This window comes from Klebsiella pneumoniae complex sp. WS1778 (assembly GCF_049472055.1).
GTDB classification, from domain to species: domain Bacteria; phylum Pseudomonadota; class Gammaproteobacteria; order Enterobacterales; family Enterobacteriaceae; genus Klebsiella; species Klebsiella quasipneumoniae.
Genome location: NZ_JBKGTJ010000001.1, coordinates 857,839 through 870,695 on the forward strand (window position 1 = coordinate 857,839; position 12,857 = coordinate 870,695).

General features: G+C 63.2%; 12 protein-coding genes. 7 read left to right on the forward strand and 5 right to left on the reverse strand.

From position 1 onward, the window contains the following. The 3 genes from ACLEXF_RS04430 to ACLEXF_RS04440 all read right to left on the reverse strand — a co-directional run bounded on the left by ACLEXF_RS04430 (window position 1) and on the right by ACLEXF_RS04440 (window position 3,160). Window positions 1–1,344 (reverse strand): sensor histidine kinase, encoded by a 1,344-nt coding sequence (locus ACLEXF_RS04430; protein WP_043519617.1) that lies wholly within the window; start codon window positions 1,342–1,344, stop codon window positions 1–3. Beyond that, complete coding sequence (locus ACLEXF_RS04435; protein WP_043519618.1) at window positions 1,341–2,081, reverse strand: response regulator; 741 nt, start codon at window positions 2,079–2,081, stop codon at window positions 1,341–1,343. The genes ACLEXF_RS04430 and ACLEXF_RS04435 overlap by 4 nt, the downstream gene beginning before the upstream one ends. Window positions 2,082–2,167: 86 nt before the next feature. Beyond that, window positions 2,168–3,160: an alpha/beta fold hydrolase gene (locus tag ACLEXF_RS04440; RefSeq protein ID WP_043519619.1), complete on the reverse strand. Its 993-nt coding sequence runs from the start codon at window positions 3,158–3,160 to the stop codon at window positions 2,168–2,170. 242 nt (window positions 3,161–3,402) lie between these two features. Between ACLEXF_RS04440 and ACLEXF_RS04445 the strand changes: the two genes are divergently transcribed. From ACLEXF_RS04445 to pqqF, 7 genes are all read left to right on the forward strand, one after another. Then, entirely contained in the window at window positions 3,403–4,422 is a 1,020-nt protein-coding gene (locus ACLEXF_RS04445) for a dipeptidase (protein ID WP_064187191.1), read from the forward strand. 136 nt (window positions 4,423–4,558) lie between these two features. Further along, window positions 4,559–4,630, forward strand: a complete 72-nt coding sequence (gene pqqA, locus ACLEXF_RS04450; protein ID WP_002905689.1) for a pyrroloquinoline quinone precursor peptide PqqA — start codon at window positions 4,559–4,561, stop codon at window positions 4,628–4,630. Window positions 4,631–4,684: 54 nt separating this feature from the next. After that, complete coding sequence (gene pqqB, locus ACLEXF_RS04455) at window positions 4,685–5,611, forward strand: pyrroloquinoline quinone biosynthesis protein PqqB (RefSeq protein ID WP_064149979.1); 927 nt, start codon at window positions 4,685–4,687, stop codon at window positions 5,609–5,611. Then, window positions 5,605–6,360, forward strand: coding sequence for a pyrroloquinoline-quinone synthase PqqC (gene pqqC, locus ACLEXF_RS04460; protein WP_064149977.1), 756 nt, complete (start codon window positions 5,605–5,607; stop codon window positions 6,358–6,360). Before pqqB ends, pqqC begins: the two co-directional genes overlap by 7 nt. Before the next feature lie 2 nt (window positions 6,361–6,362). Continuing rightward, window positions 6,363–6,641, forward strand: a complete 279-nt coding sequence (pqqD, locus tag ACLEXF_RS04465) for a pyrroloquinoline quinone biosynthesis peptide chaperone PqqD (protein ID WP_004202592.1) — start codon at window positions 6,363–6,365, stop codon at window positions 6,639–6,641. After that, on the forward strand, window positions 6,628–7,770 hold the full coding sequence (gene pqqE / locus ACLEXF_RS04470; protein ID WP_023318333.1) for a pyrroloquinoline quinone biosynthesis protein PqqE: 1,143 nt from the start codon (window positions 6,628–6,630) through the stop codon (window positions 7,768–7,770). Before pqqD ends, pqqE begins: the two co-directional genes overlap by 14 nt. Next, a complete protein-coding gene (gene pqqF / locus ACLEXF_RS04475; RefSeq protein WP_043519623.1) occupies window positions 7,770–10,055 on the forward strand; it encodes a pyrroloquinoline quinone biosynthesis protein PqqF in 2,286 nt (761 codons plus the stop codon). The genes pqqE and pqqF overlap by 1 nt, the downstream gene beginning before the upstream one ends. Here the strand turns inward: pqqF and ACLEXF_RS04480 are convergent. Continuing rightward, the gene (locus tag ACLEXF_RS04480; protein ID WP_017900545.1) at window positions 10,052–10,789 is read right to left on the reverse strand and encodes a glutamine amidotransferase; all 738 of its coding nucleotides are present in this window, start codon (window positions 10,787–10,789) and stop codon (window positions 10,052–10,054) included. The two genes, pqqF and ACLEXF_RS04480, sit on opposite strands and share 4 nt — an antisense overlap. 108 nt (window positions 10,790–10,897) lie before the next feature. Beyond that, window positions 10,898–12,808 (reverse strand): penicillin-binding protein 2, encoded by a 1,911-nt coding sequence (gene mrdA, locus ACLEXF_RS04485; RefSeq protein ID WP_043519624.1) that lies wholly within the window; start codon window positions 12,806–12,808, stop codon window positions 10,898–10,900. Window positions 12,809–12,857 lie beyond the last annotated feature (49 nt).

Below are 12,857 nucleotides of genomic sequence, written 5' to 3' on the forward strand. Positions count from 1 at the left end.
TTAGTTTTCCAACTGCGCCGGAGATACAGCAGGATACAATCCCTGCGCGGCGAGACGCACGCTGGCGTCCAGGCCGCCCTGCGGGCGGTTGGCCAGGCGCAGCGTGCCGTTTATCTGGCTGACAAGCTGCGCGGCGATCGCCAGTCCCAGACCGGTGCCGCCGGTATCGCGATTGCGCGAGTCCTCCAGGCGAAAAAAGGGCTGCAGCACCGCCTGCAGCGACGCCTCAGGGATCCCCGGCCCCTCATCCAGCACATGGATAGTGATATCCCCGGCGGCGTCGCGGGTCAGGGTTACCGTTACCGTGGCGCCGAATTTCAGCCCGTTATCGATAAGGTTAGTCATCACCCGGCGCAGGGCCTGCGGTGGGATCCACACCACCCCGGCGCTCTCCTCGGGGCAAAACCGCACCGGCCGGCCAACGTCGGCATAATCGCAGGCGATACTGTCGAGAAAGGCGTCAAGGTTCAGCCGCTGGCGCGCCTCCGCCAGCGGCTGCGAGGTGCGGGCGAAGGCGATACCTTCGCGCACCAGGCGGGTCATATTGTCGAGATCCTGCAGCAGTTTGTCGCGCAGTTCCGGCTGGTCGGCCATCTCCACCCGCAGCTTCATCCTGGTGATCGGCGTTTGCAGATCGTGGGAGATGGCGGCGAGGATCCGCGCCCGCTCCTGCAGATGATCGTGGATGCGGGTCTGCATCGCATTAAACGCGCGGGCGGCACGGCGCACCTCCTCCGGCCCCTGCTCGGCCATGGTTCCCGCCGTGTCGCTGGCCGGCTCAAGCGCATTCACCGCATGGGTAAAACGGGTGATGGGCAGCAGTACCTGGCGAACCGCGTACCAGGCGCAGGCCAGCAGGAGGACAAACTGAGCGATCAGCACCACCGGTAGCCAGCGGGCGATGGGCGGTAGCTTTGGCCACAGGTCGAGGGTCAAGGGGGCGCCATCGTGGAGGGTAATATGGGCCTGGATATGCTGACGCGGACCGGAGATCGCCACAATACTCACCGGATATTGCGCGCTCAGCGCCTCCTGCAGGGAGCGCGCCGCGTCCCGGGCGCGCCAGCTGTCCGGGTAGTCGCCGCGTTCGCCGGCGTCCAGCTGATAGCGGTAGTTGCCGCGCGCCAGCTTCGGCAGCCATTGCGGGCGTTCAGCGGGCGGCAGACGGTCGAGGATCGCCACGCTGGTGGCGACATCAGACGCCAGATTGCCCAGCATCACACTGCGGGCGCTGCTCATTCGCTCATAAAACAGCAGCGACAGGGTTAAGGTGTTCGCCAGCAGCAGCGCCAGAAACAGCAGCGCCATCAGCCTCGACTGCAGCGAGACGGGCCAGAACCTCATTCATGCCTCTCGCGGATGGAGACCGGGACCGACAGCACATAGCCTTCGCTGCGCACCGTCTTAATATAGGCCGGCTCCCGGGCATCCTCCCGCAGGCGCTGACGCAGTCGGCTCACCAGCAGGTCGATTGACCGTTCGAACAGTTCGGCGTCGCGTCCCTGGGTCAGATTAAGCAGCTGATCGCGGTTCAGCACCCGCTGGGGATGGTCGAGAAACACCCGCAGCAGTCGATATTCCGCCCCGCTGAGGGCGACAATCGCCCCGCTGTCGTCCAGCAGATGGCGGGCGGCGGTATCGAGCAGCCAGTCGCCAAACGCGATCAGCCTGCCCGCCTCGGTGATCTGCAGGTTGGGCGGCAGCGCCCGGGTGCGGCGTAAAATGGCCTTGATGCGCGCCAGCAGTTCGCGGGCCACAAAGGGCTTCACCAGATAGTCGTCCGCCCCCATCTCGAGGCCGAGGATCCGGTCGCTGTCGTCGGTGCGGGCAGTGAGCATCAGCACCGGAATGTCCTGCTGCGGGTTAGCGCGCAGCTGGCGACAGAGCGTTAAGCCATCCTCGCCCGGCATCATGATATCCAGCACAATCAGGTCGATTTGATGGTTTTTGAGCACCGACCACATGGCTTTGTCGTTCGCCGCGCCGCTGGCGCGATATCCCGATTTTTCCAGATAGTCGACAATCAGTTCCCGGATGTCGCGGTCGTCATCGACGACCAGGATGTGGTCAACACGCTCCAAAGGCTGCTCCTGCGGCAAAATAAACTCTTCACAAGCATAAGCCGTGTTGCCGGAAGCGCAACGTCGCGCCGCCGGCAAGTCGCGGGTTACAACCGATCGGCGTCCACCACCGCCTGCACAAACGCCGTCGGATCCTCCTGCGGCGGGTTATGGCCTACCGCCCCCGGCAGCTCCCGGTGCTCATATTTACCGGTAAATTTGGCCCGGTAGCTGGCCGGAGCCGGATGCGGCGCGCCGTTATTCGCCCCTTCCAGAGTGATGGTGGGCACGGTTATCGGCGGCAGCGCCGCCAGCCGTTGTTCATAGCCGGCATACTTCGCTTCCCCCTTCTCCAGCCCCAGGCGCCATCGGTAGTTGCTGATGGTGATCGCCACGTGGTCCGGGTTATCCAGCGCCCGGGCGGTTTTGGCAAAGGTCGCGTCGCTGAATTGCCACTGCGGAGACGCCTGATGCCAGATAAATTTCGCAAAGTCGTGGGTGTTCTGCCGGTAACCGGCTTCGCCGCGCGGGGTGGCAAAATAGAACTGATACCACCACGACAGCTCCGCCTGCGGCGGCTGCGGTTTTTCGCCAATCTGCTGACTGCTGATCAGATACCCGCTCACCGAGACCAGGGATTTCACCCGCTGCGGCCACAGCGCGGCGACGATATCCGCCGTGCGCGCCCCCCAGTCAAAGCCGGCCAGATCTGCCTGCCTGATGTTCAGGGCGTCCATCAAATGGACAATATCGGCCGCCATCGCCGACGGCTGACCATTACGCGGCGTTTTCGCCGACAGGAAACGGGTGGCGCCGTAGCCGCGCAGATACGGCACAATCACCCGGTAACCCTTCTGCGCTAAAGCCGGCGCCACCTGGGCATAGCTCTGAATATCGTAGGGCCAGCCGTGCAGCAGAATCACCGGCTGGCCGTCCCGCGGACCGATATCCACGTAGCCAATATTCAGATCGCCAGCGTGGATCTGGTGGATGTTGTCGAACGCCCCCGCGTCTTCAGCGGCGCAAACGGCGGCGGACCACAGGGTGGATAACCCCAGCGCCGCGGCGCTGGTATACCGGATCAGGGATAATCTGTTCATCGCTTTCTCACCTTTTATCTTCGTCAAGAGAGTACGTGACCAGTTAAGCGGAAATTTGTATCCGCCATGTGCCCGACCGGGGCCATTTTTATCTCTTAATGTCAGGGACCCGCCGCGGGATACAGTGTGATACACAGTTCACGTTGGCAATTGTTGCGGGCTTGTGAATTTCTGCTTGCCCCCGGGCATAAATCCGCTACCGTGTCAGCCATTTTTACCACCTGATAACCCAGGAGCCCGCTATGGCGATTTTTGATGGTCACAATGACCTGCTGCTGAATCTCTGGCTTCACCATCGCGAGGATCCGGTGACCGCCTTCTTTGCCGGGATAGAGAACGGCCACCTCGATTATCCGCGTATTCTCCAGGGTGGTCTGGCCGGCGGCCTGTTCGCCCTCTTTGTGCCGCCGCAGGAGTACATCGCCCGTATGGCGCCGCAGTACGCCAGCCAGGCGTGGGATCCCTTAACGATCCTCTGGCAGCAGCTGGCTATTCTCAAGGCGATTTGCGCCCATGACGCCAGCCGCGCCCGGCTGTGCCTGAGCGCGGCGGATATCGAACGCTGTCGTCAGGATAAGGCGCTGGCGATGGTGGCGCACATCGAAGGCGCCGGCGGGTTCGACGCGCAAGGCGACGATCTGCAGGACTTTTATCGCGCCGGGGTGCGCAGCATCGGTCCGTTCTGGAATATCGCTAATCGCTTCGGCTGCGGGGTCACCGGCGCCTTTCCCGGCAGCCCGGACAGCGGGCCGGGTCTTACCGGCGAGGGCATCGCGCTCATCGCCCAGGCCAACGCCCTGAAGATGCAGATCGATGTTTCGCACATGAATGAACAGGCTTTTTGGGATACCGCCCACCATTCCACCGCCCCGCTGGTGGCCACCCACTCCAATGCCCACGCCCTGTGCCCGCAGCCGCGCAACCTGACCGATCGGCAACTGCGGGCGATCCGCGACAGCGGCGGCGTAGTGGGCGTCAATTTCGGCAACGCCTTCCTGCGCGCCGACGGACGGCGCGATAGCGACACGCCCATCGCCACCATCGTACGGCATATCGACTATCTTATTAACATAATGGGTGAGGATCATGTGGCCCTCGGTTCGGATTTTGACGGCGTCACCCTGCCGGACGCGCTGGGGGATGTGGCCGGCTTACCGCTGCTAATCAATGCCTTGCGTGACAGCGGCTATGATCAATTGGTGCTGGATAAGCTGCTGTGGCGTAACTGGCTGCGGGTATTAAAACATGTTTGGCAACAATAGGTTATATTGTAAACATAAAGTTAAATCCTTACAGATTCCGGGTTGATCTCTCACCCTGTGAAGCGCAATATGCGGCGGCCGTCACAGATCCTGCATTATCCGTGAGGCCTGTGGTCATTTTTAAGAGGAACAAAACATGTGGAAGAAACCTGCTTTTATCGATTTACGTCTCGGTCTGGAAGTGACGCTGTACATTTCTAACCGCTAATCGCCCCGCCCGCCGTTCGCGCGGGCATCTTTTTACATTACCCGGTCCGTCTTCATGTTCATTAAAGTCCTCGGTTCCGCCGCCGGCGGCGGTTTCCCGCAATGGAACTGCAACTGCGCCAACTGCCAGGGTCTGCGCGACGGCACGATCCAAGCCAGCGCCCGCACCCAGTCGTCGATCATCGTCAGCGATAACGGTCAGGAGTGGGTGCTGTGCAACGCCTCGCCGGATATCAGTCAGCAGATCGCCCACACGCCCGAGTTAAATAAAGCCGGCGTGCTGCGCGGAACGCATATCGGCGGCATTATTCTCACCGACAGCCAGATCGACCACACCACCGGGTTACTGAGCCTGCGCGAAGGCTGCCCGCACCAGGTGTGGTGCACCCCGGAGGTCCATGAGGATCTCTCCACCGGTTTCCCGGTGTTTACCATGCTTCGACACTGGAACGGCGGCCTGGTGCATCACCCCATCGCGCCGCAGCAGCCTTTTACCGTTGACGTCTGTCCTGATTTGCAGTTTACCGCGGTGCCTATCGCCAGCAACGCGCCGCCCTATTCACCGTATCGCGACCGGCCGCTGCCGGGCCATAACGTGGCGCTGTTTATCGAAAACCGCCGCAACGGGCAGACGCTGTTCTACGCACCGGGGCTCGGTGAACCGGATAAGACCATTCTGCCATGGCTGCAAAAAGCGGATTGTCTGCTGATCGATGGCACCGTCTGGCAGGATGACGAACTGCAGGCCGCCGGCGTTGGGCGCAATACCGGCCGCGATATGGGCCACCTGGCGCTCGGTGATGAGCACGGGATGATGGCCCTGCTGGCCTCCCTGTCGGCAAAACGTAAAATTCTTATTCATATCAATAACACCAACCCGATCCTTAACGAGCGGTCTCCCCAGCGCCAGGCGCTGACGCAACAGGGGATTGAAGTGAGCTGGGACGGGATGGCTATCACCCTTCAGGATACCGCATGCTGATCACCGACACGCTGTCGCCGCAGGCCTTTGAAGAGGCCCTGCGGGCCAAAGGCGCCTTCTACCATATTCACCACCCTTACCACATTGCCATGCATAACGGCGACGCGACCCGCGAGCAAATTCAGGGCTGGGTGGCGAACCGGTTCTACTACCAGACCACCATTCCGCTGAAAGACGCGGCGATCATGGCCAACTGCCCGGACGCGCAGACCCGGCGCAAATGGGTACAGCGGATCCTCGACCATGATGGCAGCCATGGCGAGGACGGCGGGATTGAAGCCTGGCTGCGGCTGGGAGAAGCGGTCGGTCTGAGCCGCGACGATCTGCTCAGCGAGCGCCACGTCTTGCCCGGCGTGCGCTTCGCGGTGGATGCCTATCTTAACTTCGCCCGTCGCACCTGCTGGCAGGAGGCGGCCTGCAGCTCTCTGACCGAGCTGTTCGCCCCGCAGATCCATCAGTCGCGCCTCGACAGCTGGCCGCAGCACTACCCGTGGATCAAAGAGGAAGGCTATTTTTACTTCCGCAGCCGTCTGAGCCAGGCCAACCGCGACGTGGAGCATGGCCTGGCGCTGGCGAAGGCCTACTGCGACAGCGCTGAAAAACAGAACCGGATGCTGGAGATCCTGCAGTTTAAGCTCGACATTTTATGGTCGATGCTTGACGCCATGACCATGGCCTATGCCCTGCAGCGCCCGCCCTATCATACGGTCACCGACAAGGCGGCCTGGCACACGACCCGACTGGTGTAACCATGCAAAAAACCTCCATCGTCGCCTTTCGCCGCGGCTACCGTCTGCAGTGGGAAGCTGCCCAGGAGAGCCATGTGATCCTCTATCCGGAGGGAATGGCCAAACTCAATGAGACCGCCGCGGCGATCCTCGAGCTGGTGGACGGCCGGCGCGACGTCGCGGCAATTATCGCCGTGCTCAACGAACGCTTTCCGGAAGCCGGAGGCGTCGATGACGACGTCATCGAGTTCCTGCAGATAGCCTGTCAACAGAAGTGGATCACCTGCCGTGAGCCAGAGTAAACCCGCCGTCAATCCGCCGCTGTGGCTGCTGGCGGAGCTAACCTACCGCTGCCCGCTGCAGTGCCCCTACTGTTCGAATCCGCTGGACTTCGCCCAGCAGGACAAGGAGCTGACCACCGAACAATGGATCGAGGTCTTTCGCCAGGCGCGGGCGATGGGCAGCGTACAGCTGGGCTTTTCCGGCGGCGAGCCGCTGACCCGTAAAGATCTGCCAGAGCTGATCCGCGCCGCGCGCGACCTCGGATTCTATACCAACCTGATCACCTCCGGCATAGGGCTGACGGAGAGCAAACTCGACGCCTTCAGCGAGGCCGGGCTGGACCATATCCAGATTAGCTTCCAGGCCAGCGATGAGGTGCTCAACGCTGCGCTGGCCGGTAACAAAAAAGCCTTCCAGCAGAAGCTGGCGATGGCCAGGGCGGTAAAAGCGCGCGACTACCCGATGGTGCTCAACTTCGTTCTTCACCGGCACAACATCGATCAGCTGGATAAAATTATCGCGCTGTGCATTGAGCTGGAAGCGGATGACGTTGAGCTGGCCACCTGTCAGTTCTACGGTTGGGCGTTCCTCAATCGCGAGGGGCTGCTGCCGACCCGGGAACAGATCGCCCGCGCCGAGCAAGTGGTCGCCGACTACCGGCAGAAAATGGCCGCCAGCGGCAATCTCACCAACCTGCTGTTTGTCACCCCGGACTATTACGAAGAGCGGCCGAAAGGCTGCATGGGCGGCTGGGGATCGATTTTCCTCAGCGTTACCCCGGAAGGCACCGCCCTACCGTGCCACAGCGCGCGTCAGCTGCCGGTGGCGTTTCCGTCGGTGCTGGAGCAGAGCCTGGAGTCGATCTGGTATGACTCGTTCGGCTTCAATCGCTACCGCGGGTATGACTGGATGCCGGAGCCGTGCCGCTCCTGTGATGAAAAAGAGAAAGACTTCGGCGGCTGCCGCTGCCAGGCCTTTATGCTGACCGGCAGCGCCGATAACGCCGACCCGGTGTGCAGCAAATCGCCGCATCATCACAAAATCCTCGACGCCCGGCGCGAAGCGGCCTGCAGCGACATAAAAGTTAGCCAGCTGCAGTTCCGCAACCGTACCCGCTCGCAGCTGATCTACAAAACCCGGGACCTGTAATGACGCTGGCGACCCGCACCGTCACGTTGCCGGGCGGCCTGCAGGCCACTCTGGTCCATCAGCCGCAGGCCGATCGCGCCGCGGCCCTGGCGCGGGTCGCCGCCGGCAGCCACCACGAACCATCGCGCTTTCCCGGTCTGGCGCACCTGCTGGAGCATCTGCTGTTTTACGGCGGCGAGCGCTACCGGGATGATGACCGGCTGATGGGCTGGGTGCAGCGCCAGGGCGGAAGCGTGAATGCCACCACCCTGGCCCGCCACAGCGCGTTCTTTTTCGAGGTCGCCGCCGGGGATCTGGCTGACGGTGTCGCGCGTCTACAGGAGATGCTGCAGGCGCCGCGGCTGCTCAGGGAAGATATTCAGCGCGAAGTGGCGGTGATTGACGCCGAGTACCGCCTGATCCAGCAGCATGAGCCGTCGCGCCGGGAAGCCGCCGTGCGCCACGCCGCCAGCGCGCCCGCGGCCTTTCGCCGCTTTCAGGTAGGCAGCGCCGACGCGCTGGCGGGCGATCTCCCTGCACTGCAGGCGGCGTTACGTGATTTTCACCGCACCCATTACGTCGCCCGGCGGATGCAGCTCTGGCTGCAAGGGCCGCAGTCGCTGGAGGCGCTCGGCGAGCTGGCGGCCCGTTTCGCCACCGGGCTTGACGCAGGCGAGGCTCCGCCGCCGGCGCCACCGCTGCGCCTGGGCGAATCCACTGCACTGCAGCTGGCGGTCTCCAGCCAGCCCGCGCTGTGGCGCTGCCCGCTGATCGCCTTAAGTGACAACGTCACGTTAGTGCGCGAGTTTTTGCTTGATGAAGCCCCTGGCAGCCTGATGTCCGGGCTGCGCCAGCGTGGCCAGGCGCAAGAGGTGGCGCTGAGCTGGCTGTATCAGGATCGGCACGTCGGCTGGCTGGCGCTGGTCTTCGCCAGCGACCGGCCGGAACAGGTCGACCAGCAGATAACCCACTGGCTGCAGGCGCTACGGCAGACGACGCCAGACCAGCAGCAACACTACTATCAGCTGTCCTGGCGCCGTTTTCAAACGCTGTCGCCCCTCGATCAGCTGCGCCAGCGGGCATTCGGCTTTGCCCCCGGCGGGCCGCCCGTCGGGTTCACCGATTTTTGCGCCGCCCTGCAGGCCGCCCCCACGGTCAGCCTGGCCTGCCAGACCATTTCCCCAGGGGAGCCTGTTGCCACCCAGGGCTTTAGCCTGCCGCTTAGCCGGTGGTGGCGCCGCCCGGTCTCTGACCCGGCGCTGGAATTCGCTTTTTATCCGCAAGCCGCTGGCGGCCTCGCCGCGGAAAACCCGGAGAAAGCTGCGCCGCTGCTCCATCTCCCGTCACCGGGCGAGCCGCCGAGGCTCCTGCTCCGACCGCCCTTCTACTGCTCGTCCGATCTGGCCGAAGGGCTGGCGCGCGGGGAACAGCTGCGCCCGCTGCTCGCCGCGCTCCGCCACGCCGGGGGCCGCGGCGAGTGGCATCGCGTCGACGGCAGCTGGCAGTTGCTCCTGCAGTGGCCAGCGTCCGGCCAACGGCCGGCGGCGATTCTGCAGGCCATTGTGCGGCAGCTCGCACTCCCGGTCGCCCCGCTGGCCCCGCCGCCGGAGAGTATTGCTATCCGTCATCTCATGGCTTTGCTCCCCGATCGGTTGGGCGCATCAGGGCTTCAGGAAGGTTGGCTGGCGGCCCTGACCGGCGGCAGCGCAGAGGATGCGCAGTGGATCGCGCGCCAGCTGAGCCTGCTTAGCGCCCGGGTTAACCCGCCGGGCAACCTCCCCGTCCCCTGCCGCCGCGGCGTCGAACGGCTGACTTTCCCCGGGGGCGATACAGCGCTGCTGGTCTTTATTCCGCTGCCGGAAGGCGCCTCGCTGGCGGCCCTGCGGGTGCTGGCGCAGCGCTGTGAGCCACTCTTTTTCCAGCGCCTGCGGGTGGAGCAGCAGATCGGCTATGTGGTGAGCTGCCGCTATCAGCGCGTCGCCGATCGCGACGGGCTGCTGATGGCGCTCCAGTCCCCGGATCGCCGCGCCGTGGCGCTGCTGCGCTGTTGCAACACCTTTCTGCGCCAGCTGCCGCCGCTGGATGAAGCGACCTTCAGGCCGCTACAGCAGCGCCTGGCCGCACAGGTTCGCACCCGGACGCCGCCCGAGGCGCAAGCGCTGGCCGTCCTGCGTCAGAAGTATGGTTTAGCGGAGCTGACGCCGCAGGCGGCTGACGCGCTGCGCGTTGAAGAGGTCGACGACCTGGCCTACGAGATGTCCCGCCGTCGTCGCCGCTGGCGGGTACTGTTCACTGCCGGGGATTAATGGCCGGGGGCATCAGGGGGCAGATAGGCACTGACGAAGCGCGAGAGGATCGCCGCGGCCTGCGGGCTCTCCTGCACTTCATCGTGTAATCGTTTCGCGTCGATGCCCTCCGCCTGCAGCACCGCCTCCCGGTAGCGGATCAGCGAGCGGGCAATCGGCGCGGTGAATTCCGGGTGAAACTGCGTGGAGACCGCGTGCGGCCCGTAGCGCACGATCTGGTGGGGATCGTGGGAGGTTGCGGCCAGCACCGTGGCCCCCTCCGGCAGACGGGTCACGGTTTGCAAATGGCTCAGATGCGCGGGAAATGCGGCCGGCAGGCCCCGCAGCAGCGGGTCGTCGACACCCCACGGCGATAGCGAAACAGTCTGGCTGCCGCTTTCCCGTCCGGCGGGATGATACGCCACCTCGCCCCCCAGGGCATGAGCCATCAGCTGATGGCCATAGCAAACGCCGAACAGCGGCATGCCGATAGCCACCGCCTGACGGATCCAGTCGGCGGTCCGTTCGCTCCATGCCAGACGGTCGGTCACCATCGCCCAGGAGCCGGTCAGCACCGCCACCGTCTGGCGATCCGGCGCCGGCAGCGGCTCGTCCTCAAACACCCGTACCGCGGTGAGCTGCGCCTGCCACGGCGCCAACAGCGTGCGGAACCAGCGCGGCAGATCGCCATGCTCCTCACGGATGGCTGCCGGCGGCGTCCCGGTCTGAACCAGCAATAATCGGTTACGTGTCACCCTTCCTCCTCGTTCGTCATGTTCCCTAAAATACTATGCCGCCGGGAAGATGATGGGACAAATAACCAATTTCTATGAACGATGCGCCTGCGGAATAAGTCCAGCCGCTTACTGGGCGTCCGAGCTCTCCCGCTGCGGCACGTCGGCTGCAGCCGCCGGCGCCTGCTGCGGGACAAATATATGGTCCAGAATGGCGCGCGCCGTCGGTCCGGCCACCACCCCATCCCCGCCGCCGTTCTCCAGGATTAGCGCCATCGCCACCTTCGGATGCTGATAAGGGGCAAACAGGGTATAGAAGATGTGATCCCGCAGACGCACCGGGATCATTTTGGCGTTATAGGTCTGGTTTTGCTTCAGACTGAACACCTGCGAAGTCCCGGACTTCGCCGCAATCTGGTACGGCGCGGTATGGAACAGCTTGTAGCCGGTGCCGTTGGGCAGATTCGCCATCCCATACATGCCGTTGCGCACAATGCCCCAGTACGGGGATTTTGGATCGCCCACCTGCGGCAGGTTCGCCGGCTGCTGATAGCGTTCCACATGATTGCCCTGCTTCATCGAATAGAGCAGATGCGGGTCCTGCACCTTACCGTTGTTCAGGAGCGTGGTGAGCGCTTTCACCATCTGGATGGGGGTGGCGATCCAGTATCCCTGGCCAATACCGACGGAGATGGTATCCCCCTGGTACCAGGGCTTTTTATGCACTCGCTGTTTCCACTCCCGGCTGGGCAGCACCCCGCTATACTCCTCATTGAGATCGATGCCGGTGGACTGGCCGTAGCCGAACTTGCTCAGCCATTCATGGATCCGGTCAATGCCCATCTCGAAGGCGACCTGATAGAAAAAGGTGTCCGCTGACTCTTCGATGGCTTTAGTCACGTTGAGCATGCCGTGGCCGGTTTTCAGCCAGTCGCGGTAGCGGCGTTGCGTGCCCGGCAGCGTCCACGTCGGCGCCCCGAAGAAGGTGGTGTTCGGGGTGATGACCCCAGCGGAGAGCGCCGACAGCGCCATATAGGGTTTGACCGTCGAAGCCGGAGGATATAGCCCCTGGGTGACGCGGTTGATCAGCGGCCGGTCCGGATTCTCCAGCAGCGATTTATAGGCCTGATAGCCGATACCTTTGACGAACGGATTAGGATCGTAGCTGGGACTGGAGACCATCGCCAGCACCCCGCCATCCCGGGGATCGACCACCACCACCGCCGCGCGCTGCCCCTTCAGCACCGACTCAATATACTGCTGCAGGTGCAGGTCAAGGGTCAGATAGAGGTTTTTCCCGGCCACCGGCGGTACTTCTTTCAACAGACGCACCACCCGGCCGTGGTTGTCCACCTCCACCTCCTGGTAGCCGGTGGTGCCGTGGAGCGCTTTTTCGTAATAGCCCTCGATCCCCTGCTTGCCGATATTGTGGTCGGCAGCATAGTTCTCCTCTTCGCCATCTTTCGCCAGCCGCTGCAGGTCGCTGTCGTTGATTTTCGACACATAGCCCACCACGTGCGCCAGCTCTGCGCCGTAGGGGTATTCACGCTGCTGATAGCTCTCCACCGTCACCCCGGGGAAACGGAATTCGTTGACCGCGAAGCGGGCCACCTCCACGTCGCTGAGGTCGGATTTGAGGGTAACCGCTTTATAGCGGCTGCTGTGGTGCATATCGTCGCGGAAGCTGGCGATGTCGTCCGGCGTCAGGTCGACAATCGGCGTCAGGGTTTGCAGCAGCGCGGCCATATCGGGAATTTTGCTCGGGATCACCTGCAGGCGATACAGGGTAATATTCTGCACCAGCGGTATGCCGTTGCGATCGAATATCAGCCCGCGGCTGGGGGCGATGGGCAGCATTTTAATATCGTTTTGGTTGGAGCGGGTCTGGTAGAAATCGTGCTGCTCCACCTGCAGATGGTAGAGGTTGAAAATCAGCACGCCAAAGCAGACCACCACCAGCAGAAAGGCGATTGCGGCCCGGCGGATAAACAGCATCTCTTCCGCGGAGTGGTCGCGAATTTCATCTCTCAAAAGGGGCATTAGCGGTACATCACCTGGATCACGGGAAAAGCCAACGGCGTAACGGCCG